General features: G+C 59.3%; 16 protein-coding genes and 2 rRNA genes. 7 read left to right on the plus strand and 11 right to left on the minus strand.

The features are described 5' to 3' along the window. The first annotated feature begins 107 nt into the window (after window positions 1-107). From N688_RS08355 to N688_RS08380, 6 genes are all read left to right on the plus strand, one after another. Window positions 108-833, plus strand: coding sequence for a PIG-L deacetylase family protein (locus N688_RS08355; RefSeq protein ID WP_052888855.1), 726 nt, complete (start codon window positions 108-110; stop codon window positions 831-833). Beyond that, window positions 830-1528 (plus strand): 4-carboxy-4-hydroxy-2-oxoadipate aldolase/oxaloacetate decarboxylase, encoded by a 699-nt coding sequence (locus tag N688_RS08360; protein WP_052888856.1) that lies wholly within the window; start codon window positions 830-832, stop codon window positions 1526-1528. Before N688_RS08355 ends, N688_RS08360 begins: the two co-directional genes overlap by 4 nt. Window positions 1529-1531: 3 nt before the next feature. After that, the gene (locus N688_RS08365; RefSeq protein WP_052888857.1) at window positions 1532-2428 is read left to right on the plus strand and encodes an NAD(P)-dependent oxidoreductase; all 897 of its coding nucleotides are present in this window, start codon (window positions 1532-1534) and stop codon (window positions 2426-2428) included. A gap of 340 nt (window positions 2429-2768) precedes the next feature. Continuing rightward, entirely contained in the window at window positions 2769-4037 is a 1269-nt protein-coding gene (locus N688_RS08370) for an MFS transporter (protein ID WP_052888858.1), read from the plus strand. 602 nt (window positions 4038-4639) lie between these two features. After that, a 16S ribosomal RNA gene (locus N688_RS08375) occupies window positions 4640-6158 on the plus strand. 405 nt (window positions 6159-6563) lie between these two features. After that, a 23S ribosomal RNA gene (locus N688_RS08380) occupies window positions 6564-9675 on the plus strand. Together the 16S and 23S rRNA genes form the textbook arrangement of a ribosomal RNA operon. 277 nt (window positions 9676-9952) lie before the next feature. Here the strand turns inward: N688_RS08380 and N688_RS08385 are convergent. The 3 genes from N688_RS08385 to N688_RS08395 form a co-directional block, all read right to left on the minus strand. Then, a complete protein-coding gene (locus N688_RS08385; protein ID WP_052888859.1) occupies window positions 9953-11500 on the minus strand; it encodes a (Fe-S)-binding protein in 1548 nt (515 codons plus the stop codon). Window positions 11501-11651: 151 nt separating this feature from the next. Beyond that, the gene (locus N688_RS08390) at window positions 11652-12878 is read right to left on the minus strand and encodes an SAM-dependent methyltransferase (RefSeq protein ID WP_052888860.1); all 1227 of its coding nucleotides are present in this window, start codon (window positions 12876-12878) and stop codon (window positions 11652-11654) included. A 15-nt stretch (window positions 12879-12893) separates the two neighbouring features. Next, entirely contained in the window at window positions 12894-14228 is a 1335-nt protein-coding gene (locus N688_RS08395) for an FAD-binding oxidoreductase (protein ID WP_052888861.1), read from the minus strand. Between the two features lie 294 nt (window positions 14229-14522). Here N688_RS08395 and N688_RS08400 point away from each other — a divergent pair, with 294 nt between their 5' ends. Then, a complete protein-coding gene (locus N688_RS08400) occupies window positions 14523-15080 on the plus strand; it encodes a DinB family protein (protein WP_052888862.1) in 558 nt (185 codons plus the stop codon). A 237-nt stretch (window positions 15081-15317) separates the two neighbouring features. Here N688_RS08400 and N688_RS08405 read toward each other — a convergent pair whose 3' ends face one another. The 8 genes from N688_RS08405 to N688_RS08435 form a co-directional block, all read right to left on the minus strand. Next, the gene (locus N688_RS08405; RefSeq protein WP_081838645.1) at window positions 15318-16799 is read right to left on the minus strand and encodes an FAD-linked oxidase C-terminal domain-containing protein; all 1482 of its coding nucleotides are present in this window, start codon (window positions 16797-16799) and stop codon (window positions 15318-15320) included. A gap of 255 nt (window positions 16800-17054) precedes the next feature. Then, window positions 17055-18017: a hypothetical protein gene (locus tag N688_RS08410; RefSeq protein ID WP_052888863.1), complete on the minus strand. Its 963-nt coding sequence runs from the start codon at window positions 18015-18017 to the stop codon at window positions 17055-17057. A gap of 220 nt (window positions 18018-18237) precedes the next feature. Further along, entirely contained in the window at window positions 18238-18411 is a 174-nt protein-coding gene (locus tag N688_RS22730) for a hypothetical protein (protein ID WP_156025349.1), read from the minus strand. A 27-nt stretch (window positions 18412-18438) separates the two neighbouring features. Beyond that, window positions 18439-18798 carry a ribosome silencing factor gene (gene rsfS / locus N688_RS08415; RefSeq protein WP_202901870.1) on the minus strand — a complete coding sequence of 120 codons (360 nt, stop codon included), beginning with the start codon at window positions 18796-18798 and terminating at the stop codon, window positions 18439-18441. A 311-nt stretch (window positions 18799-19109) separates the two neighbouring features. Then, a complete protein-coding gene (mptA, locus tag N688_RS08420; RefSeq protein WP_081838646.1) occupies window positions 19110-20621 on the minus strand; it encodes a GTP cyclohydrolase MptA in 1512 nt (503 codons plus the stop codon). 194 nt (window positions 20622-20815) lie between these two features. After that, on the minus strand, window positions 20816-22801 hold the full coding sequence (locus tag N688_RS08425; RefSeq protein WP_052888864.1) for a protein kinase domain-containing protein: 1986 nt from the start codon (window positions 22799-22801) through the stop codon (window positions 20816-20818). A 246-nt stretch (window positions 22802-23047) separates the two neighbouring features. Continuing rightward, the gene (locus N688_RS08430; RefSeq protein WP_052888865.1) at window positions 23048-23860 is read right to left on the minus strand and encodes a PIG-L deacetylase family protein; all 813 of its coding nucleotides are present in this window, start codon (window positions 23858-23860) and stop codon (window positions 23048-23050) included. A 223-nt stretch (window positions 23861-24083) separates the two neighbouring features. Beyond that, window positions 24084-25070, minus strand: coding sequence for an HhH-GPD family protein (locus N688_RS08435; protein WP_052888866.1), 987 nt, complete (start codon window positions 25068-25070; stop codon window positions 24084-24086). Window positions 25071-25076: the final 6 nt, after the last annotated feature.

A 25076-nucleotide genomic window follows, 5' to 3' on the forward strand; every position in this document is an offset into this window, starting at 1 on the left:
TCGTCGGGCAGGTAAGGGGACGGAGGGCAGTGTAGTGGAGCCGGGCAAGGCCGACAGGTAGTGAGCATTGTGACAAATCCTTTGTGTTGAGTGAGGAGACAACATCTATGGCGAAGGCTGCAGATACGGGTACCTTGATGGTGGTGAGTGCCCATGCTGCTGACTTTGTCTGGCGTGCTGGGGGAGCCATCGCCCTCTATGTACAGCGTGGTTGGCGCGCACGGGTTCTCTGTCTTTCCTTTGGAGAGAGGGGCGAATCGGCGCGCCTGTGGGAAGAAGGCAAAACATTGGAGGAGATCAAAGCCATCCGCCGGGCTGAAGCCGAGCGGGCCGCGGCGATTCTAGGAGCAGAGGTACGTTTCCTGGACGCCGGCGATTATCCACTCGACGTGACGTCTGAGCTGCGCGATGCCCTTGTCCAGGAGTTTCGCCAGCATCGACCAGACATCATCTTGACCCATTCTCTGCAAGATCCCTATAACATGGACCATCCGCGCACGACCCAGCTTGTGCTGGAGAGCCGCATTCTGGCTCAGGCGCATGGCTATCCTTCTTCCTATCCCGTCATTGGGGCGCCCCAGGTCTTTCTCTACGAGCCGCATCAGCCAGAGCAGTGTGGTTTTCGCATAGATCTTCTGCTTGACATCACACCGGTCTTTGACAAGAAGCGTCAAGCTATGGAGTGTATGGCCGCGCAAGAGCACCTCTGGGCCTATTACACTGACGTTGCCAAGCGACGTGGCGTACAGGCGGGACGCAACTCCGGCCAGCGTGTCGTTTACGCGGAGGCCTATCAGCGTATCTATCCCAGCGTTGGAGGTGAGTTTGTATGAAGCGTCCCGTCGTCGTCACAGAGGTGCCACGACCGGAAGCGGCCCTGGTTGAGCAACTAGCGGCCTATGGCGTAGCTACCGTGCACGAAGCCCTTGGCAAAGAAGGCTTATTACAGCCGTATCTGCGTCCTATCTATCCCGAAGCGCAGGTAGCGGGGAGCGCTGTGACTGTCCTCTGTCCTCCTGGCGATAACCTCATGGTGCACGCGGCGATCGAGGTCTGTCGGCCCGGTGATGTACTGGTAGTGGCGACAGAAGCCCCATCGACCGATGGCATGTTTGGTGAGCTACTGGCTACCTCGGCGCGAGCGCATGGAGTAGTTGGTCTGGTCATTGACGCGGGAGTGCGCGATGTAGCGGCGCTGAGCGCCATGCGCTTTCCTGTCTGGTCGCGGGCCATCTCGGCGCGAGGAACCGTCAAAGAAACGGCAGGGGCAGTCAATATTCCGGTCGTCTGCGGTGGTGCGCTTGTCAGGCCAGGTGATGTCATCCTGGGCGACGCCGATGGGGTTGTATGTGTTCCTCGCCAGGCCCTGGCTCAAACCATTGCCCAGGCCGCTGCCCGTACTGCCAGAGAGAATACCACCCGCGAGCGTCTGGCTGCTGGCGAGCTAGGTCTCGATCTCTACGATCTGCGCAGCAAACTCAAGGCCCTAGGTGTCGAATACGTCCGCTATGACGAATGGGAGGGGTGAGCCATGCGTCTCGGCTTCGTCGGCTTTGGTGAGGCCGCCTCGGCGATTGCCGCTGGGCTAGCCGAGGAAGGGCTGCGTGAGCTATACGCCTATGATGTGGTCTGTGGCCCAGCCCTTATGGAACGGGCGGCCTGCTGCGGCGTCCACCTTGTGACCAGTCTAGCTGAGCTTGCGGCCCAGGCTGATCTTCTGCTCTCGCTGGTTACAGCGAAGGTCGCCTTGACGGTAGCGCGCGAGATTGCCCCGCACCTGCGAGTGGGAACGCTCTATGCTGATCTCAACTCGTGTGCTCCGAGAATCAAGGCTGAGATCGGCCAGGTGATTGCCCAGCTGGCTCCCGGAGCCAGCTATGCCAGTGTTGCTGTCATGTCTGCTGTACCTCCGCTGCGGCACCGCGTTCCTCTTGTAGCTGACGGGCCGGGAGCGAGACGCCTGCGTGAAGTTCTGGAACCCTATGGCATGAACATCGAAGTTCTGAAAGGGCCACTGGGCGCAGCCGCTACGCTCAAGATGTGTCGCAGTATTGTGCTCAAGGGCCTGGAGGCCCTCTTTCTAGAAGCCTTGCTAGCAGCCGAGCAGGAAGGTCTGACCGAGCAGGTGCTGACATCGCTCAATGCCTCTTTCCCCAATAAACCCCTGGGTGACCTCGGAGTCTATTTGCTTGACCGGCATCGGCTTCACGCCCAGCGCCGGGCCGATGAGATGCAGGAAGCAGCAGCGACCCTGGTCAGTCTCGAGATTGATCCCCTCGTTTCCGAGGGAGCTGCTCAACGCCTGCGCTGGTCGGCTGAGCGACTGACTCGTTTGGCGGCTCCGTCCGAGGCCGAGACCGAGGTGGGTGGTGGAGGCACCCAGGATGGAGGCTATCGTACCCTATTGCGCCAACTCAGCAATGCTTGAAAGCGGAAAGGAGGTGCAAAAACAGCAGACATTCAAATCTTGGTAGGCAGGGTAAGCAGATGATATGCTCCATAGTAAGAGGAGGAAAGTCTCATCATAGGCGATGGTTGGTCTTCCTCAGTGCTGAGGAAAGAAGCTGCAGATCGGGCCAGGTAAGCTGATGCTGAAAGACGAGGTGCCAGCCTGATGGAATTCAGCGAGCCAGGGTTGAGGCTTCCGTGGCTGGCATGCCCAGATCAGCAAGGGCACACTACGTATCAGACGAGCAGCGTCTTAGAGGATTGTTCATCGGGTCAAGTGAACAAGTGAACGAGCAGATAAGAAAAAGGAGTTTGCCGGTATGGCTTCGCCGCAGAAGAGGTCTTGGTTCCGTTACGAGAACGGTGTCGTTCTCATGATGTTTTTCACCTTTGGCTTCGTCTTTATGGAGCGACTCAGCATTGTCTACCTCTTCCCCTTCATAGCTCCTGATCTGAAACTCAACAATGCTGAGATTGGCATGATCGCCTCCGTGCTTGCCGTATGCTGGGCGGTCTCCGGGTTCATCTTTGGCTCGATCTCCGATCTCGTTGGTTCGCGGAAGAAGGTTTTGCTACCCATCACCCTTGCCTTTTCGCTCTTCTCGTTCCTCTCAGGGTTGGCTCGCAGCTTTTGGCAGATGATCCTCGTACGCGGTCTTATGGGGGTTGCTGAGGGGCCGGTGCTGCCGCTGGCGCAAGCGAGCGTCATTGCTGCCTCCACGCCCGAGCGTCGTGGTTTCAATCTGGGTTTTGTCCAAAGCTCGTTAGGGCTGATTGGCTCATTTCTGACGCCGATCATCGTCACGCAGATTGCTGTCCATTACTCATGGCATGAAGCCTTTTATCTGGTCGGTGTCCCTGGCCTGGTGATGTTCTTTGTCCTGCTCAAGTGGATGCGCGAGCCGGGTCGGGGGACGGCTCAGGAGGCCGAAGCGGTTGAGCACACCAAGGTACGTCTGGCTGACATCGGGGCAGTCTTTCGCCATCGCAACATGTGGTTCTGCGTGCTCATCGCGATCTTCTCAATGACCTGGCTGTTTGCCTTTACCACCTTTGCACCGACCTTCCTGACAGAAGTAAGCCACTATTCGCCCGATGAGATGGGGCTGATCATGTCGGCGGTAGGTTTGGGAACCTTCGTGTGGGGCTTCGTTGGACCGGCCATCTCCGATCGCCTGGGTCGCAAACCTACCTTAATCCTCTTCGCCTTCATTGCCTGCCTGTCACCGATCTGCCTGGCGTTGTTGCGGGCCCCCGTGGGGATCATGATGGTCGTTGCTTTCCTGACGACCGTTGGTCAGGCCGTCTTCCCGCTGTTCCTGGTGATCATTCCTGGCGAGTCCCTCCCGTATCGACTGGTGGCCAGCGCGGTCGGCCTGACCCAATTCATTGGGGAGCTGGTGGGTGGTACTTTCGCCCCCTGGCTGGGCGGCGTGGCCGCAGATCACTGGGGGTTAGTAGCTCCAATGTGGATTGCTGCCGCTGGCATGCTAGTCAGCGCACTGCTGGCCTTTGGCCTCAAAGAGACAGCTCCTGCGAAGGTCGGACGTGGAGCACTTGAGGCCCAGGAGATCGTAACCACGGCCTAACCCCATTGCCCTGCTCCCTTTTCCTTTGCTAGAAGCGAGTCCTTTCTCGGGACTCGCTTCCCTTTTTAGGGAAAATTTCTGCCAAATTGGCCAATACCCTCTTGACAACAGATCCAGGCTGTGAGATAATCTCACTCGCCTCGCAGAGAGAAACAAAAAGACAGCGAGCGAGGCCACTCAGCGAAAGCCGGCCATCCCGCTCATCGCTGGTGGGCCGTCCAGATCTACCACTGGCGGTCATTGCCAGTTACCTTCTCTTCCCAGGTGTTCTACGTGGTGGGGGTTTATGCCCTCAGCGAGACGGCGCCGGAAGGGAGTGGGCGGTGAGGTAACGGCCTGAGTGAGGCCAGGTGACTGCACCTTGACAATTGAAGAGTGGAAAACAGCAGAGGCGGATGTGCTGTGTTCGCTACTGATGAATTGCTGCGGAGGTGATCCTCTGTAGAAGAGGTTCGCCAGTCGACGCAGATCAGTTCGTCAGACGAGGCAGCGCAGATAGCCCTGACGTCCAGAAGAACAGTATAGCGGGTGGTTCGCTCAGCAGAGGCTGAGGAGCCAGCCGCTGGAGATAGAAGCTCGACATCGTACGTTCAATTAAGAACTGGATGGCGAGTTTGATCCTGGCTCAGGACGAACGCTGGCGGCGTGCCTAACACATGCAAGTCGAACGTCCTTTCCGCGAGGGGAGGGCGTGGCGGACGGGTGAGGAACACGTGGGTGACCTGCCCTGCAGTGGGGGATACCGGTGCGAAAGCGCCGACAATCCCGCATACGGTGGCGTCTTGCAAGAGGCGCCAGGAAAGCTCCGCGCCGGAGGGCGTGGGGCGCTGCAGGAGGGGCCTGCGCCCGATTAGCTGGTTGGTAGGGTAACGGCCTACCAAGGCGACGATCGGTCGCTGGTCTGAGAGGACGACCAGCCACACTGGGATTGAGAGACGGCCCAGACTCCTACGGGGGGCAGCAGTGAGGGATCTTCGGCAATGGGCGAAAGCCTGACCGAGCGACGCCGCGTGCAGGAAGAAGGCCTTCGGGTTGTAAACTGCTTTTCTGGGGGAAGAGAGAGGACGGTACCCCAGGAAGAAGCCCCGGCAAACTACGTGCCAGCAGCCGCGGTAAGACGTAGGGGGCGAGCGTTGTCCGGAGTTACTGGGCGTAAAGGGCCTGTAGGCGGTCGGGCAGGTTCCGGCTGACAGCCCGCGGCTTCACTGCGGGAGAGGCAGGAAGACGGTCCGACTTGAGGGCCACAGAGGGACAGGGAATTCCCGGTGGAGCGGTGAAATGCGTAGAGATCGGGAAGAACACCGAAGGCGAAGGCACTGTCCTGGGTGGTACCTGACGCTGAGAGGCGAAAGCTAGGGGAGCGAACGGGATTAGATACCCCGGTAGTCCTAGCCGTAAACGCTGACCACTAGGTGTGTGGGGAGATCGACCCCCTGCGCGCCGAAGCGAACGCATGAAGTGGTCCGCCTGGGGAGTACGGCCGCAAGGCTAAAACTCAAAGGAATTGACGGGGACCCGCACAAGCAGCGGAGCGTGTGGTTTAATTCGATGCAACGCGAAGAACCTTACCAGGGTTGGACAAGCGCGCTGAGGGTCCAGAGATGGGCCGGCCCGCAAGGGAGGCGCGCTCAGGTGCTGCATGGCTGTCGTCAGCTCGTGCCGTGAGGTGTTGGGTTAAGTCCCGCAACGAGCGCAACCCCCGCTCTCGGTTGGAATTCTCCGAGGGGACTGCCGCGCACAACGCGGAGGAAGGTGGGGATGACGTCAAGTCAGCATGGCCCTGACATCCTGGGCGACACACACGCTACAATGGTCGGGACAGCGGGCAGCGACCCGGCGACGGGGAGCCAATCCCTTAAACCCGATCTCAGTGCAGATTGCAGGCTGCAACCCGCCTGCATGAAGGAGGAGTTGCTAGTAACCGCCGGTCAGCACACGGCGGTGAATACGTTCTCGGGTCTTGTACACACCGCCCGTCACACCACGAAAGCCGGCAACACCTGAAGCCGCTGGGCGAACCCCTCAAGAGAGGGGAGGCAGGCGTCGAGGGTGGGGTCGGTGATTGGGGTGAAGTCGTAACAAGGTAGCCGTACCGGAAGGTGCGGCTGGATCACCTCCTTTCTAGGGAGTCGGAGCGTGGTGGCTCACGGTAAGGGAGACCTTGCTTCCTGATGAACCCGCTCCCTTCCAGGTCGATCCGTTTCATTGGCTCGCTGATTCGAGGAGGAGTCTCTCGAAAGGCAGCTCTGTGAGACGTGTCCAGAGTTCTACCGAGATAGATGGGCGCTGCGTGAGTTCAGGGCCTTGGAGCGAATGCAGTTACAAGCCTCTGCAGGTTTTCCACTTTTCAGGTGTCGGGGGCGGTGGCTTGCGTGGTTGCTGTGCAGCAAGGGGAAGAGCAGCGCGAGCCGCATGGCACTGGCACCAGCACCTTAACAACTGAGCGCAATTCTTGTTTCAATTTTGCCGAGAGTAAACAGGTCGTAGACAACTGTAGCAAAGGCCGAGTAGAGATAGATAGAGGACGCACAAGCGAGAAGCGTACGCGGGGGATGCCTAGGCGCTGAAGGCCGAAGAAGGACGCGGCGAGCGGCGAAACGTTCAGGGGGAGCTGCTGGCAAGCGATGAACCCTGAGTCTCCGAATGGGGCAACCCCTCCGGCGTGATGGCCGGAGATCGGCGGTCTGACAGGACCGCACGAGGGGCAGCGGGCGAACTGAAACATCTTAGTAGCCCGACGAAGAGAAATCAACCGAGATTCCCTCAGTAGTGGCGAGCGAACGGGGAAGAGCCTAAACCGTCACGCGACCTGGCAACAGGTCCGAGGCGGGGTTGTAGGGCCGGCGTGGGGCCAGGCCCGAGCGCTGGGATGCTGGACCCGAAGTGGCTGGAACGCCACACCAGAGGGGGTGAGAGTCCCGTAGGGGGACAGCAACCCCAGGGCTTGACGTCGGACCCTGAGTACCACAGGGCACGAGGAACCCGGTGGGAAGCAGGGGGGACCACCCTCCAAGGCTAAAGACCTTCAGCGACCGATAGCGGACAGAGTACCGTGAGGGAAAGGTGAAAAGCACCCCGAGAGGGGGATGAAAGAGTGCCTGAAACCGCGGACGCGAGCAGCAGTCAGAGACCCATGCCGTGGCAGGCCGGCGAGCGGGTCCCAGGCGACTGGGGCCGGCCCGAGCAGGCGCCACGTGCGGGTTGATGGCGTGCCTTTTGTAGAATGATCCGGCGAGTGCATCGTCGTTGCCACAGGTTAACCTCCCCACAGAGGAGGGGAGCCGGAGGGAAACCGAGTCTGAACAGGGCGCAGCCACCAGCTCTCTGGTGGCAGGTAGCGGCGATGGGACCCGAAACCGTGTGAGCTACCCATGGCCAGAGTGAAGCGGATGTGACAATCCGTCGAGGCTCGCACCCACTGGTGTTGCAAAACCAGGGGAGGAGCTGTGGGTAGGGGTGAAATGCCAAGCGAACACGGAGATAGCTGGTTCTCCCCGAAATGCATGGAGGTGCAGCCCGCCGCGGCAGCGTTGGGAGGTAGAGCGCTGTGTGGGTGCGGGGCCAGGAGCTGGTTACCAAGCTCATGCAAACTGCGAATGCCCAGCGCGAGCAGCGGGGCGGCGGAGTGAGTCTGGCGGGGATAACCTTGTCAGACGAGAGGGAAACAACCCAGACCACCGGCTAAGGTCTCCAAGGGGCTGCTGAGTGGCAAAGGAGGTCAGCTGGCCCAGACAGCCAGGATGTTGGCTTAGAAGCAGCCATCATTGAAAGAGTGCGTAATAGCTCACTGGTCGAGCGAGCTGGCGCCGAGAACACCAGGAGGCTGAAGCAGCCGACCGAAGCCGTGGAGCCTCTCGCAAGAGATGAGAGGCTGGTAGGGGAGCGTTCCGTCAGCCGAGAAGCCGGACCGCAAGGACCGGTGGAGCGGACGGAAGTGCGAATGCCGGAATGAGTAGCGCCAAGGAGGGTGAGAATCCCTCCCACCGAAAGCCTCAGGGTTCCTGGGCACCGTTGATCGACCCAGGGTTAGGCGGGCCCTAAGCCGAGGACGGTAGGTCGTAGGCGATGGAGAGCAGGTGGACAATCCTGCCCCAGAGGACGTCGTCAGGAGCGAAGGGGGGACGCGGTAGGGAAGGTGAACCCATCGAGTGGACAGGATGGGCTGCCTGGTGGAAGCGAGGCATCGAGGAAAAGCCCGATGCCACCAGACGTGACCCCAGGCACGAGCCTCCGCGAGGAGGCGACAAGTCATCGACCCCCAGGCCGCCAAGAAAAGCCTCTAGCCAGACGTACCTCTGCCCGTACCGCAACCCGACACCGGTAGGCAGGGGGGCAATCTCCCCAGGTGAACGAGTGAGCCTCTGTCAAGGAACTCGGCAACTTGGCCCCGTACCTTCGGAAGAAGGGGCGCCTTCGTAGCTGGCGCTGACCGGAGGGGTGCCCGCAAGGGCATCCGAAGCAGGTCAGGGTTGGTGAGGAGGCCGCAGGAATAGGCCCAGGCGACTGTTTACCAAAAACACAGGTCCCTGCGAACGCGGAAGCGGAGATATAGGGGCTGACTCCTGCCCAGTGCCGGAAGGTGAAGCTGGCGGGTGCACGAAGCTCGCCAGGGAAGCCCCGGTGAACGGCGGCCGTAACTCTAACGGTCCTAAGGTAGCGAAATTCCTTGTCGGGTAAGTTCCGACCCGCACGAAAGGAGGAACGACCTGGGCGCTGTCTCGACAGAGGGCTCGGCGAAATTGCAGTACCCGTGAAGATGCGGGTTACCCACGACAGGACAAAAAGACCCCGTGGAGCTTGACTCTAGCCTGGCCTGGTGCCGAGGGCACACCTGCGGAGGATAGGTGGGAGCCGAAGAAGCCGCCCTCGTGGGGGCGGTGGAGGCGCCGGTGAAATACCACTCTGGTGTGTTGTCGGGACTCATGCTGAGGCGGTAGAACCCGCCAGCAGACAGGGCTAGGTGGGGAGTTTGACTGGGGCGGTCGCCTCCTAAAGGGTAACGGAGGCGCCCAAAGGTTCCCTCAAGGTGGATGGACATCACCTGAGGCGTGTACAGGCAAAAGGGAGCTTGACTGCGAGGCCAACAAGCCGAGCAGGGACGAAAGTCGGGCTGAGTGATCCCACATGTCCGAGTGGAAGGCGTGTGGCGCAACGGACAAAAGCTACCCCGGGGATAACAGGCTGATCCTGCCCAAGAGTTCCCATCGACGGCAGGGTTTGGCACCTCGATGTCGGCTCGGCGCATCCTGGGGCTGGAGTAGGTCCCAAGGGTTGGGCTGTTCGCCCATGAAAGCGCCACGTGAGCTGGGTTCAGAACGTCGTGAGACAGTTCGGTCTCTATCCGTCGTGGGCGAAAGGAAGCGTGAGGGGAGTCCGCTCTAGTACGAGAGGACCGAGAGGGCTTGACCGCTGGTGAGCCGGTTGGCCTGCCCAGGCCAGAGCCGGGTAGCTACGTCAGGTGAGGAGAAGCGCTGAAAGCATCTAAGCGCGAAGCCGACCCCAAGAGCCGCTTCCCCCTCCAGGCTGGACCCCCAGCCGGAGATAAGGTCCCAGGCAGATCACCTGGTCGATAGACCGGAGGTGGACACCTGGTAACAGGTGCAGCTGACCGGCCCTAATGACCGAACGGCTTGTGCCTCTTATCTGTCTCAGCTCTGCCGTGTTACGCTGTCTACGGCTCCTCTCGGCAAAATTGAGGCAAGAATTGCTGCAGTTGTTAAGTGTTCTTTAAGAAGAGCTTGTCGTTTGACTCATTGTATAATGAGAAGGGGCCTACTGGTATCTTAGCTGGTAGGCCCCTCTCGTTGTGTTTATCGCTGATTGCCCCGTTGGAGGTGGCTCGCGTCAGGCGCTGAGCAAGAAACCTGTCTCATGGAGGAAAGATCAACCACGCCTGTCGGGAGTCACTCGATCGCTTAGCGTAAGCGACGTGCCAGCCAGTAGCCGATCACGGCACCAGCACTAGCTCCCACCCCAGCTAGCAACGCGCGCTGCCGCCGTCTCCGCCTACGAGCTACCGCTACCGTAGCGGGCCAGCGGTAAAGACCAGCGGCTCGATAAGCCTGATCGAGTAGCTCGACTGGATGCAGAACCTGCATTCTCAAGCCGCGCTCGCGAATACCCAGTGCAATCTGCATCATGCAGCCAGGGTTACCGGTAACTACCGCCTCTGCCCCCGCAGCTGCAATATTGTTCATTTTTCTCGCCAGCAGCTTGCCAGCCAGATCCTGGTTGGTGATATTGTAAATACCCGCGCTGCCACAGCACCAATCGGCCTCTTTCAGCTCCACCAGTCGCAGCCCTGGAATGCTTTGCAACAGGCGGCGTGGCTGCTGCTTAATCTTCTGACCGTGGATCAGGTGGCAGGCATCATGATAGGTGATCGTGAGCGGTACCTCGCCCATCTCTCGATTGAGATCGATCGAAGTCAAAAACTCGCTGATATCTTTTACCTTAGCGCTAAAAGCGGCAGCGCGCTCGGCATAGAGCGGATCATCTGCCAGCAAGTGACCATATTCCTTCAGATTGGAGCCACAACCTGCCGAGTTAATGATGATCGCATCGCACTGATAGGCCTCGAAAACATCGATATTGTAGCGCGCCAGCTCCCGCCCACGTCGTGCTTCTCCGGCGTGAACGTGTAAAGCACCACAGCAGCGCTGTTGTGGTGGCGTAATGACCTCGCAGCCGTTAGCAGCCAACACGCGGATAGTAGCCTCATTCACATCGCGGAATACCTGATCCATAATGCAACCGCTGATGAAGCCGACGCGATAGCGACGCTGGCCCAAGGCCGGCGTAATCTCCGGCAGGGGGCGAGCGAAAAGAGGGCCGCGTGCTGGGGCCATTAAAGCTTCCGGAGTCTTCAGCCGACCCCGAAAGGGTGTCGGGAGCGCATTCACCATGTCCAGTAAGCCAGTAGCATGGACCAGAGCCTGTAGACCGCTGCGCTGGTAAACCTTAAGAGCAGCAAAAAAAAGCGTCGTTATCAAGCGCGAAGGCAACAATACATCGAAGAAAGCCTGACGCAGGAGGCGGGTAGTACCTGACTCCAGAGCTGCTGTGGCAGCCCTCGCAGTTGGTAGACCCGCTGGCTCCTGCTCGGCTCGCTCGATCTCTAGCTGAATCTGCTCGCGCGCAGCCTCGATGAGCTTCCCGAACTGCACGCCAGACGGACAGGCGGTCTCACAGGCACGGCAGCCCAGGCAGCAGTACATGTGCTCCACAAACTCTGGGCTGATGGCGATTCGACCCTCTGCCACCGCCTGCATCTGATAGATGCGCCCACGTGGTGAATCCATCTCGACCCCAAGCAGCGCATAGGTGGGACAGGTGGGGAGGCAGAAGCCGCAATGGATGCACTGACGCATTAATTGGTAGGTATGCGTATGGCGGCGGAGTGGGCCTTCAGTAGGCGCAGTAACAGCCAGCGTCGTTGCCAGCGCCGTGGAGTGACTGGACATAATTTCCTCCCAGAGTAGTCTTACTTGCAGAGGACCGACCGATGAAGACGGTTAGGGTCGGGAGCACTTTTTCCGCGGCAGGGACGCCTCTCCTCCTTGATAGGGCGGCCAGCCCTGCGGCGCCCTGCAGCCTTTCGGCCTCATAAAGGGTCTACCTATCGCTCTCTCGCGAACCGGTCTCAGCTGAGTCATGTCGAGTCAAGAGCGGAAGACCACGTTGCGCGCCCCAGGCTTCTGCTCGTGATCGGTGACGACCCGCAAAAAGTCGGCTCTGACGAGGCGAGCCAGCCACAACAGTGACCTCCTGGCGATTGTGAAAGAGCTGACGAGCCTTCACGATCGCGTATGTTCCCTGTAGAATCGCCAGTGCCTCGCGAAGGACAGGTAGCGGCTGGATGTGCTTCGTGGCATGTGGCAACTTGAGCACGCTGAGGACAAAGCCATCACCTCTGAGCAGGTCTGCGGCTCGGACCAGTAGACGGGCTGCATCGCGAGCATCCATCCGCATATCATTGGTAATGACAGCGAAGCGCCGCGATCGATGTAGGGCCTCAGCGAGATAAACCTCGGCGGAGCAACGCTTATGCTCAAGGCGCAACCGAGCCTCCTCGTGCAGAGCCGGGGCGAGCGCGGCGGGATCAACGGCCACCACGTGCAGGCCAGCCTGAAGCAGAAGGCGAGTCCAACCGCCAGGAGCAGCCCCCAGGTCGAGGGCCTCGCCTTCCGTTGGCAGAGTCAGGTTAAAAACCTCGAGCGCCTCTAACAGCTTCAATTCCGCACGACTGATCTGCTCAGGCAAGCGGGCGAAATGGCGCTCGCCTCCTGGCCACGAACTGAGATTCTCCTCTGCCAGAGAGATCCCGACAAAGCCCCGCTCAGCGGTCAAGGCTATTGACAGCACGATACGTGGCTTACGAATCGACTCAATAGCTCTTGTTTCCTCGCTGATCACGCTTGCCAGCTTCTGATTGAGCTGACCGCTCGTATAGGCCAGTGAGCGGACTGGCGGCTGTTTGGCGGGAGGCAGCAGGCGTGCCTGGACCGCGAAATACTGTCCTGGTCCCAGCCAAGCGAACTCCGGCAAAGTGGCCAGAGCCAGGGCAAGGCGGGCGCAATCGTCTTCTATCGTCCCCCTCAGTTCAACAATGGCCTGTGCTGGTGCCAGATGACGCACAAACACGGGCGGATGCTCCATTGCCTGGCGCAATAACCTCCGCATCGCCGGAACGGCGCACAAAGCGATTCCTGGACCCAGCTCCTCCACCACTGTCAGCGCGCTACAGAGCGACTGCAGCTCAGCCAGTGCAGGCTGAAGGAACTCCGGCTGAGCCGTGGCAATCACCTGCTCTCCATCGTAATCACAAGCGTTGAAAAGCATCGCCTTCACTGCTGGCTAGAGACCTCCCACAAAACGACCCGTGACAAAGACTCCACTGGGATCGAAGCGCTGCTTAAGCCGCTGCATCAGCGGAAAATCAGAGCCGACTGGTCCCCAGACATCGATCTGGCGCTTTAAGGCTGTGGAGGCGCGTTCGATGACCAGGCTCCCTTTACCCTCCTGAGCCTGCTGCCGCAAAAGCCTGAGCGCTTCTAGCAGTTCGCTGCTCACCTCAACGGGGCGCAGTTCGAGATAAACGATGCCGCTTCCGGCATGGGCCACGGCAGCCATTTCCAGATTTAAGCGCCGACAGAGCTGCTCTGCGAACTGCAGGTAGGGGGCAATCGAAGTAATCAACATAGTCGCCTTACAGGTCAACTCGCCGCTTGTCTGGGCCCGCACGGCCTCCCAAAACGCCTCTTGTTCCGCTCCCGACAAATCCTCCCCCATCAAGGCCCCATGCTGGCGAGCTAACAGGCGTGTCTCATCCATTTGACGATGAATAGAGCTGAGGCTCCCCTCAAAATCGAAAGCCAGTGTATAACCGTTGGCTGGCAAGGCGAGGCTGGCGCGAGCCGCAATTGCCCTGGCAGCGCTTCCATCCAGCAGCTCAATGGCTGTTGGAGTCAAGACAGAGCCGAGCACCGCGCATACCAGGCGCATCGCATCGGTCACGGCTGGAAAAGTGAGCAAGAGCGTGCGCTCCGCCGCTGGCAAAGGGTGGAGCTTAAAATTGGCCTCAACAATGAGTGCCAGCGTTCCCAGCGAGCCAATATAGAGCTTATTCAGATCGTAGCCTGCCACATTTTTCACGACCCGGCCCCCGCTACGGGCGATTTCACCATTGGCCTGGATAGTGCGCAACCCAATGACCAGGTCGCGAGCGGTCCCATAGCGCAAGCGACGGGGGCCACTGGCATTGGTAGCCAGAATACCCCCGATGGTAGCCTGCTCGGCATGAGGGGGGTCCAAAGCCAGACGCTGACCACGAGTAGCCAATTGACTCTGGAGGGCTGCCAGCGTTATCCCGGCTTCGGTCTGACAAGTCAGATCGGCTGCCTCGTGTTCCTGCAAGCGTGACAGGCGAGTAAGCTCAATCACAGCATCGAGGCTCGTAGGAATACCTCCCAGGCCGAGGTGAGTACCACCCCCACGTGGCAGCAGGCTCACCTGATACTGGTGAGCTAAAGCCACTGCTCGCGCTGCCTCCTCCGTACTCGGCGGCAAGATTACGGCGCGGGGCTGTCTCTCATCGACCGCATAGCGCTGCAATCTTGCAGAATCAAGAAGGACCTCTGTCTGGGGTGCCTGCTCTTGAAGGGCAGCAATGAAGCTGGCGAAGTCACCCATCAGGCTCTGCTCCTCCAGAAAGAAAAAGTTAGCGCCAAACCCACGGCGCGGGGCGGAACCACCAGCCCAGTCACCGGACCAGCCGGCTGGCTTTGCCTGGCGCCGTCGCCGACATTATAGCATAATCGCCATTTCTCTCTCTTCTTCCCAGTGGTGGCCCTCACTCTGAGAGAGGGCGCAGCGGCTCTGCCAGCAGCAGAGCGACAACTGTGCGCAAGCGAGCCATCTAGCGGCCATACCTGCTCTCCATTACCTTGCCTGGTTTGCTAGCCACTGAGGCCAAGAGCGTTTATAATGGAAGCTATGACGAACGAGGCCCGGCAATTTTCCAGTGAGTTTGATCGCATTGCGCATGAAGTGCTTCAACTGCTGCAACAGGTCCCTGCGGCATTGCTTGACCATCCTTTCCCGACACCTGAAAGCTACTCCATCTTCATGCTGGCCACCTACTTAGTCGAAGTCGGGGAATTTTGGATCGTCGGCCAAATTGGCAAAAAGCCCTATTCATCCACGAGCCTGGCCGAATTTTGCGCCGCGGGAACCTTACCGGCGCTGGTCTCCCGCTATCAGCGCTGGCTCAAGGAAGTCCACGACATACTTGATAGCCTTTCGGACGAAGCGCTTGATGAGCCGCTAGCCTTTGCCCTGGCGCCGGGGGGGCTTGCGCACATGGCCTCAATGACTGCGCGAGCCTGTTTGCAGCAAGCGATCCGTCACTGTGGGCTGATCCTGGAGCATATGCGCACTCTTTCCCGTTCGCTTCTCAGCAGTGCCGAAGGGGGTGCGCCGGTCAACATCCCGGGCATCTCAGCGACAGCTGAGGAGCGGCAGAATCAGGACGGGCAGACCTGAGTCTGGAAGCAAAAGGTGAGTCAGCTTTCAGGCCAGCTTGCCGGCCCATCTCTGGCTTCTGCCTTGCGCTCTAACGCAGCTTGCTTGCTAGAGGGCAAACAAGCTAATGAGGGCAGTCAAGCGCGTATAGGCAAGTGCATGAAGGCAGAAGAAAAGCGAGCAAGTTGACCGGAGCGTCAAAGAGGCTGTTGAGTTCGACAGAGCTATCGACCTCAGAACTCGAACAGTTCCTTGTACTCAGAGCTGCTTCACCTCTGCACAACGTCCTGGGCGAGGGAAGAGCTTACCCGGATTAAAGAGCTGCTCCGGATTCCATGCTTCGCGAACCTGCTGCATCACACGCAGATCGACGGCACTGAAAATCAGGGCCATCTCCTCCTGTTTTTCCACACCCACACCATGCTCGCCGGTGATTGACCCGCCGACCTCTGCACAAACCGCCAGGATCTCATGGCCGGCCTGGCGTACTCGTTCGACCTCGCCGGGCACCTGTGAATCAAAGAGAATCAGCGGGTGGAGGTTGCCATCGCCGGCATGAAAGACATTCCCTACACGCAGGCCATAGCGTGTGCAGATCTCACTCACACGGCGCAGCACATAAGGCAGCTTCGTGCGGGGTACGACCCCATCCTGTACATAGAACTCGGGGCTGATGCGACCAACGGCTCCGAAGGCATTCTTGCGCCCGGCCCACAACAGCTGGCGTTCTGTCTCATTAGCGGCAATGCGTACAGAGCGAGCATGATTGCGCTGGCAGATCGCGACGATGCGCTCTGTCTGATCTTCCACCTCCTCACGCAGGCCCTCAGCCTCCAGTAGCAGCACAGCGGCGGCATCCAGCGGATAGCCGGCGTGCATATCTGCCTCCACAGCCTGCAGGATCATCTGATCCATCATCTCAATGGCGGCGGGGATCATCCCGCTGGCAATAATTTCAGAGACTGTACTTGAGGCATCGTCTATGCTATTGAAGACCGCCAGCATCGTTTTCACCTGCTCTGGCAGGTGAACGATGCGGGTGATGATCTTTGTCACCACACACAGAGTGCCCTCGGAGCCAGTAATCAGGCCCGTCAGATCGTAGCCTGGCCGATCTGGTGTCCAGCCACCAACCTCCACAACCTCGCCATCGGCGGTCACAATTTCAAGGCCCAAAACGTGGTTGGTGGTTACCCCATACAGCAGCGTATGAGGCCCGCCGGCGTTCTCTCCCACATTGCCGCCGATTGTGCACGAGCGCTGACTGCTCGGATCGGGTACATAGTAAAAACCGCGCGGATTCAGCGCATTGCTCAAGTGGAGGTTAACCAGGCCCGGTTGCACCGCGGCGCGCATATTCTCATAGTCGACCTCCAGAATGCGATTCATGCGCGCGAAGGCAATCACGATCCCCCCATAGAGGGGGAGCGCCCCACCGCTCAAGCCAGTGCCGGCGCCGCGCGGTACCACGGGAACGCGGTGGCGGGCCGCAATCTTCACGATGCCTGCCACCTCCTCAGTTGAGGAAGGAAGCACCACAATATCTGGCCGGCTCCGATCGATCGAGGCGTCATACTCATACAGCATCAAATCATAGGGATCATGGAGCACATAGCGCTCCCCCAGGAGAGCGCCTAGCTCGCGCACCACACTGGCCTTGCGCTCCTCCGAGAGGCGCTCAAAGGGAGGGGCTACCGATTCCTGGGTGGTAGTAGTCGCTGGCAACTCTCTAATGCTCATAAGCCAGGCCCTTCTTCCAGAGGCGCCGCTGCACAGCTGCGCCCTTGCTTCTGTGTTTCGCTCAAGCTCCGTGCTTGCTCTAACTTGCAACGAGGCCGTGGGAAGGATGAGGAGCACTTGCTTGCTCATCCTTCCAAGAGAATGATATCACCTTGGTGGACAATCTGGAAGAGAAGCTGAGGAAGAAGGCTGGTTTGCCACCCGCCGCCACCGGCAGCTGGCAACTGCTGGTAGAGCGCGGCCAAGGCAGCAGCTTTATCCTCCCGTGCGAGGAGGAGAGCGGAAGAGACGCCAGCACCAGAAACAACTAGCAACAAGAGCCAGCGCCAGGCCCGCCACTACCACCAGGTGCACGAAGCCCGCTCCACTGGTTGACTCTTCCTCCTGTGGAGTCATGCTAGACGAGGAAGAGAGAGAGGACAACGCAGAGCGGTCAGCATCGCTCGTGCCGGTAGCCGTCCCTGTAGCCGTAGCAGCGGAAGATGGCAGCCGCAGCGTGTCCCAGGCTGGCTGGGTACCGGTAATGGCGGGTGTAGGAGTGGCCTGACTCGAAGAGGCTGCGGTCCCTCCTGATCTCGTTCTTTGGGAGGAGCTTGAGGAGGCCGTTGGACTAGCCGCCTTAGAAGTAGGTGGTGGTGAGGGCTGAAGCGAAGGGGCATTACTACTACCGGGCGTGGGGTCGGTCGTTGAATGCCAGACCGGCGCACCATCGCTGATGCGGGCGAATGACTCATCGCTGTTCAGTAGGGGGACATTCACCTCATCAATGACAGCCGAGCCGTTGAAGAGCAACCGAAGCGTAAAGGGGACATTGGGGAAAAAGAACTGTGAGTCTGGGAAAACTACCAGAAAGCCGTGAGCTGGCAAGACCGAAGAGAGCGGTAGCAGAAACAGCGGAGTTTGAGGGCCAGTATCGAGCGCAGCATGGACTGCATACAGATCGACCGGCTGGTTAAGAGGATTATACAACTCCACCCAGGCATCGCGATTTGGGGTTGTCAGACTGGCTGAAGAGCAGTTCCAGGAGCTGGCGGGCCAGGTCAAAACCTCATTCAGCAGAATGGCATGAGGGCGAAGCGGTGGAGGAAGAGCGCTGGAGACCGCTGGGGGGGGAAGGGAGGCGCAACCATGAACGGCGGCAGCCTCACCTCCTTTCGCGCTCAAAGCAGACAAAAAAAGAAAAAAAGCCAGAGCAAGTAAGACTACCGTATACCGCACATGTGCCTCCCTACTATCCTTCTTCGCTATGCTTATGAGCGGATATACATTAGTAAACTCATTGAAGAGGAGAACAATCGAATAACTGGCCAGGGCCGGCCTCCACAGCCATCTTTGCGGAGGCAATGAGCTAACAAGCTGGACCAGCTGGGGGGAGCCTGGCAGGCTCGATCTCCTTCGTCAGCCGCGGTGCGGTGGCGCTAGCGCTACGCTCTTAAAATCACTGATACAGGTACTCAAACGGAATAGTGCGCCGCCGGTGCAGCAGCTTACGCAGAGCTTCGACGCTGCTTTCTCCGAGTGTAAAAGCGATCACCGAGCCGATGATGAAGCCGCAGATGCCGCCGAAGGCTACCCCTTCGAGGAAGACGCGATTGCGCAGAAACGTCATCATTGACCACCTTTTCTAGAGTAAAGTCTGCTATTGCAGGTAGACTACCGTTTTCGCCTCGTTCCAGAGGCGTTCGAGCCGGTAGTACTCCCGCTCTCTTGGCCCGAAGATATGGACGATCAGGGCGCCGAAATCCAAGAGGACCCAACCGGTGGCGGCATCGCCCTCTTGATGGAGCAGGCTAGCGCCCTGTTTCTCCAGCTCCTCCTCCAGGGCGTCGGCGATAGCCTGGATCTGGCGCTCATTGCTTCCGCTACAAATGACAAAGTAGTCGGCGATACTGCTCAGGCCCTGAAGGTCGAGCAGGACGACATCTGACGCCTTTTTATCAGACGCCACGTCGACCGCCGTCCGTGCTAGCTTACCTGGGTTGAGAAGCACTTGTTCCACAGTGACTCTTACAGGACCTCCGTCTTATCTGCAGCCAAGGGTGAGACAGACCCTCTCAGACTGATTCGAATTCATTGTGCGCTCTATTGTAACGGCATTATAACACGTTGGAGAGCAGTTGTTAAGAGTCTAGCCCCGAGAAAAAGAAAACTCAACCGATTGGGGGAGGGAGAAAAGAGAGCCAGCCCGGAGAGAACCGGGCTGGCCGGTGACTGATGAGCTCCTGCTGGAAGCCGCCAGCGACTCCCCGGAGGGATCGCTGCAAGTTGCCGGAGGACGGGGAACCACGACGGGGGGCCACAAGGCTGGGTCTATTCGATGCTCCTGAGCCACTCCTCGCGGGTGGTATGGTGTTCGAGCGTAGCTTGCTCACGGATTTCTGCTCGTAGTTCAGCCAGTGTGCCCCAGCCCTCGGCCACTACATCATATTTGTGGATGGTCTCCTCATTGCGTTGGCTGGCCCAGACAAAGGTATCGGGCGGGAGATGCTCATAGCGCTCAATAACCAAGCGTAGCATCTCGCGCACAACATCCTCGACGAAGCGCGGATTAGCGTGGGCTTTATTGACCACATACAGCTCATCAGGCCGTTTCAGCAGCGCATAGTTCTCCGAACTCATGGCATTCTCAGCAATAGTGATTAGCTCTTGGGCATCGATCAGGGCTTGAGTCCCGACCATGAGCGTTGCTCGTCCACGCTGATTATGGGTAGCGAGCGGCGTGACATCGAGCATCTTCTCGATGGCCTCGTCCGGGAAGCCCTCCTCACGCAGGCGCACGCGGGCGAGGGAATGCACCATATCCTGGGCGCAGGGGCAGGCGACCATACCCTCGACCTCGACGCCCACCAGACAACGTGTTCCTTTGCGTGTGGCCACGGCCTGGGCCAGCAGACCGTAGATCTCCTGAGTAGGGCGTCCCGAAATAGGGGTCCATTTCTGGAGCGGGTAAGTCGTTCGCAGATGAACCTCAGCCCGTAGCACCTGTTGTCGTTCGACAATGCGGCGTGCCAGGTGTTCAGCGAGCAGTTCGACTCGCGGCCAGGTTGTCAGGCTGATCTCGTCCAGAACCTCCTCCAGGGCCTCGCTGAAGCGCGACATATGCACGCCCGCCTTGACGGGACCAAGGTCGGCATAGAGATCAAAGACCACGTGAAACCACTGGGCTCGCTCGCCTCCGCCGACCAGAATGGCCCTTTGGAGGCCAGTCACACCTACCCGTCCCAGGCGCACGTGTACTGCTGGTCTGCTATTCTGGATATCATGCTCCAGTGGAACACGCAGGCTTTCCGCCAGCTTTTTGACGCCATCCTGGGGCACCGCATCCCGCAGTTCGCTGATGCTGCGCCCGCTACCTGGGTCAATGAGCTCGGGAGCAATCTCCGCTAGCGGCACCAGCACAAAGGCGCGCTCTCTCATTCTTGGATGAGGAATAATCAGATCCTCTTTGTCCATCTGCAGATCATCATAGAGAAGGATATCGATATCTATTGGCCGCGGTCCATTGCGCACGGTTGGACGGCGTCCCAGGGCGGTCTCGATGCTTTTGGCATAGGCCAGCAGCTGCTCAGCGGAGAGGGCGGTGCGTCCGGCACAGACCATATTAAAAAAGCGGGGCTGCTCAGCGTACCCCACCGGCTCTGTCTCGTAAACCGAGGAGACCCTACTGATCTCCACTACCTCCCGCAATCGTTGGAGTGCCGCAGCCAAATTCGCCCGTCGGTCTCCTAGATTTGAACCAAGTGCCAGATAGACGGTATGTGTTTTGACTGGAGATTTGCCATTCGACGAATACCCGGCTGAGGCAGTCAGGTCTAAGCTCATAAAAAAAGTGATCCTCCTGGAAGCCCCTTCCATTGTTGAACGGATAGCATCCTCATCGTATTGTAACACCGGGCGGAAGGTTTTCCTTCCACCCGGGCAAGCTGGCAACGTTTGGGGAGAGGGGCATGGGTCTGGATCGGGTCAGGGAGGGCGTGCTGTGGAGCAGGAGCGGAACGTGGGTGAAGTGAGCGAGGCTAGTTCCGGTATTCGAAGACCCAGATGTCGCTAAAAACGGCTTCACTACCACTATTGCTGTCGCCTCCCACGAGTAGCCCGATCAGACCTTCGCTGTAGGCGGAATCTGAGTAGCTGTTGATGACGAGCTGATTGTTGATGTAAAAACGGAATGAAGAGCCGTGAGCCAGAACCATGAGCATATTAGGGACGTTATAGCCAGTCTGAATGGCGTTGGAGTGGGTCCAATCGATGAGCGTCAGCCAGGCCTGGGGATTCGTTCCCGTGGCACGTACAAAGCGATACTGCCCCTGGCTATTGATTTCAAAGACATAGAAACTAGGAGTAGTCGGGTCGAGACGGAAGACCAGGCCGCAGAAGTCGCCGCGTAACAGACGGGCCTGAACCTTGATGACGGCATCAGTCATATGCTCCTGGCTTGAAAAGCACCAGGCGGCCTCATGTGGTCCCAGTGTCTGCACATGGTAGCCCTGAGCCGAGAAGAAGCACTGGCTGCCGGAGCTGGCCCAGCCGCCACCGGGGCTGCGCAAGTCGTACTGATAGAGCAGGTTTCCAGCTCCGACCGAGGAGGAGATACCGGCGGTCGCCTGAGCCCGCGAGCGTGCCAGCTGAGTAGCCATCGAGTTGTTCTGAGCAATAGCGGTCTGCGTGGCCTGGAGCTGTTGAGGGCTGAGTGGGCTGCCACTAGGGCTGGTACCTTTGCCGGCGGACGGTGAACCCCGCCAAAGGCTGACCAGCGGCACAAGAAGCAGGGCTAATAACAAGCAGGCAGCGATAAGGGAGAGCAGGCGAAAGCGGCGGCTGGGCAAGCGCCTGATAGTGGTGCTCGCTGCTAGCAAGGTGCTTTCGCTGGCAACCACCTCCTGGGGAGGATGGGCGGCTGAAGCGTTCTCTCTATCGCTTTCCTCGATCTGGCTATCAAGCTCGGGCCGTTCTGGCAGATCGGTGAGAGGAAAAAGCTGAGGTGTGGCCGGAGGGCGCACCATTTCCCGCTCTTCGTCAGGAACAATAAAGGTCTCTTGCTCTGCCAGGCGGGAAGGGCTGGGGGTGGCCTCGGCCTGGTTCTCCTCGGCGATCAGCGTTGAATCATCGTTGCCTGGTGTGGCGGTGGCAACGTTTTGGTCTTTCAGGGTCAATGGTCCAGGTCGAGACCGTGGACTGCGACCGCGCTCCTGCTGTAGGGCGCGCCAGTAAGCGGCGGCCAGCTCCTGGGCCTCCTGAAAGCGCTCGTTCGGATCTTTGGCGAGAGCTTTGAAGATCACTTCTTCAACAGCGGGAGGAATCTCGCTGTTGAATTCGCGTGGCGAGGGTGGTGGCGTTTGGATATGGCGCAAGAAAATCGCGACTGGTGACTCGGCGGTAAAGGGTACGCGCCCGGTGAGCATCTGGAAGAGCACGACCCCCAATGAGTAGATATCGCTGCGATAGTCGCTGATGCCGTTTGACTGCTCTGGGGCCATGTACTCTGGTGTGCCGACGATGGTGCCGTCGCTGGTCAGCGATTCGGCTCCCATGATGGCCTTGGCCAGGCCGAAATCGGCCAGATAGGCATAGCCGTCGGGCCGCAGCAGAATATTCGACGGCTTGACGTCGCGATGGAGCACACCATGATCATGGGCATACTGCAATGCTGACGCAATCTGATCGAGGAAGCTTGCAGCCTCTTCCAGAGTCAGACGCTTGCGCCGGTGCAAATAGTCGCGCAGCGTTCCTCCCTCGACATAGGGCATCACCAGATAATACCAGGGACTTTGCTCTCCAAAGTCGTAAAGCGGTAAAATGTGATCGTGCGAGAGAGCACCGACAGCCAGGGCCTCCCGCTCAAAACGGCGAATAAACGACTCATCTCGTCCATAGAGGACTTTGATAGCGACCTGTCGTTTGACACGGCGGTCGTAAGCCACATAGACTTCGGCCATGCCTCCTTGGGCGATGCGGCGGCGTAGCTCATAGCGCCCAAGCGTGAGTCCTTCGATCCCCTTCATCCTATGACTCCTGATCCGTTGCCTCGCTCCGGTAAAATGATGGCTACCTCCAAGCTGGCCGTTCTATTCTTGCTCTTTTCAGGCTAGAAAGCCCCTCTGGCCTATAACGCACTTGTTGATGATCGGGCCTTATTATATCTATTTTTCGGAACAAGTATGGATCATTTTATGACCATCATACCATATGGAAGGCCCCCGGCAGGTGGTTCGCACCACCTGCCTGCAGGAAAGTACCGCTCTGCTGGTCTAGCGGTAGCGGGGGGTCCAGTAACGTTCGAGATGGACGGTTTCCACCGGGCGAATGTTGTGGGTGTACTCGTCCATCAATTTGGACATGGATTCTTTATCGCCGAAAATCGCGGCGATCTGCGAGGCGTACATCTGGGAGGCTTCCTGGCGCAGGGGAAGCAGCTCAGACATCTCGACGTAGGCTGGTTCCAGCGTATCGCCAAACTCGTGCAGGCGCCGCTCCAGCTCGCCCAGGCGGGTAACGTACGGGAAATCTTCATAGAACTTGACATTGGCGTGGCGCTGCACCAGACGATCGGCTGCCGAGCAGACCAGCTGATGGTCGACGTGGTGACCCACGCCAAGAGGGGCATACCAGACGGTGTCGGGGAGCTGCTCGCTCAGGCTGACCAGCAACTGGCCGAGCTGCTGATCGATACTCAGATCGGCGGGATGAATGGCGCCAAACAGTTCCTCTTCGCGAGTATAATGGGGGGGATTCCCGCGATAAATGGCGTCGGGGTAGTCCAACCAGAGATAGTCTGCTCCAAGATAGGCGAGAGCGCGAGCGTCCTCGCGCTGGCGGGTCTCAACTGCCTCTCGCACATCGTGGCCGAAGCCCATGCTCTGGTGAACGGCGGTGGCCAGCGCACTGAGAGGCTGGTTCGCCGGTGGCAGGCCGGCGAAGACAGTAATGACCAGAGGATGCAGGCCGCAACTGGCCTGCAGGGCGATCGTTCCACCGCAGGAGAAGACGACGTCATCGAAATGAGGAGAGAGAAATATATGTCGATGCTTTTTGGCGATATCGGCAACACTTTGTAGCTGCAAGGGTAAGCCCTCCCGTGAGTAGTTCGATCAAGACCACTGGATGCAGGTGGCCCCGCGGGATGCTGGTGGGGCCGCGGTCTCCACGCAACATATCATACACTATGTTGCAATGCAATGGAGACAGTTATTGCCTCAGCAGGAGGGCCAACCGACCGGAGCTGACGCTGCGGCGAGACCAGCACCTCTGGCGGCCCTCAGAAGCGCCGAGCGAGTGGAAACGAGACTATGGCAGCCGTACCCCCTCTTCCTCCTGGTAATCAACCAGGCCGTCGCGGGCCAGGCGACTGACGAGCCGTTGGAGCCAGGGGAGATCGGCCTCCGTGTAGGATGGCTTGATGCGTGGCCCTAGCTCGGCCAGGGGAAGGCGCTGCTCTGGTGGCAAGGTTCGCAGCAGGGCGACGATGCGGCCCCGAAAATAGCGATCGCTTTGCGTGAATGGCTGAGCCTGATAGCCGCCCTTCTTCTCGGCCACTTTGCGCAGGGTGCGTAGGACTGCTCCCGAAGGAAAGAGGCTCTGAGCACTCAGCTCGCGGTAGGCCGCGCAGGCTTCGCGGATGGGACAGCGCTCGCACTGTGGGCTGGCGCTCGTACAGATCGTGGCTCCCAGGTCCATGAGGGCCTGATTCCACTCATAGGCCCGACCAGGAGGCAAGACCTGCTCTGCCAGGGTCAGCGTCTCGGCATCGCTCAGGCGTGGCTCAGGATGCTCCAGGCCGATGAAGAGTCGGTGGAGCACACGGCGGATGTTCGTGTCAACAGTGGCAACCTGCTGACGGTAAGCGAAGCAGGCAATGGCCCCGGCAGTGTAGCGTCCGATCCCTTTGAGCTTGAGCAGCTCCTCCAGGCTGTCAGGAATGCGCCCCTGGTAGTAGTTGACCACCTGGCGAGCAATGGCCTGCAGACGCACAGCACGCTGGTTATAGCCCAGGGGCACCCAAGTTGAGATAACTGCTGCCGTTGGCGCGGCGGCAAGGTCCGCAATGGTGGGAAAGCGGCTCAGAAACTCGTGATATTTGGGAATGACACGCTCTACCTGTGTCTGCTGGAGCATGATTTCGGAGACCAGGATGGCGTAGGCATCGTTTGTCATGCGCCAGGGCAGCGGTCGCTGCTCGCGGGCGTACCACTCTAGCAGAAGATGATGAACCCGCGCGAGCTGTTCGGGCGCGGGTTGCACGGCGGTTGAGGATGACGGTGAGCTTCGACGCATAGTCCC

Source organism: Thermogemmatispora carboxidivorans, from assembly GCF_000702505.1.
Lineage (GTDB): Bacteria > Chloroflexota > Ktedonobacteria > Ktedonobacterales > Ktedonobacteraceae > Thermogemmatispora > Thermogemmatispora carboxidivorans.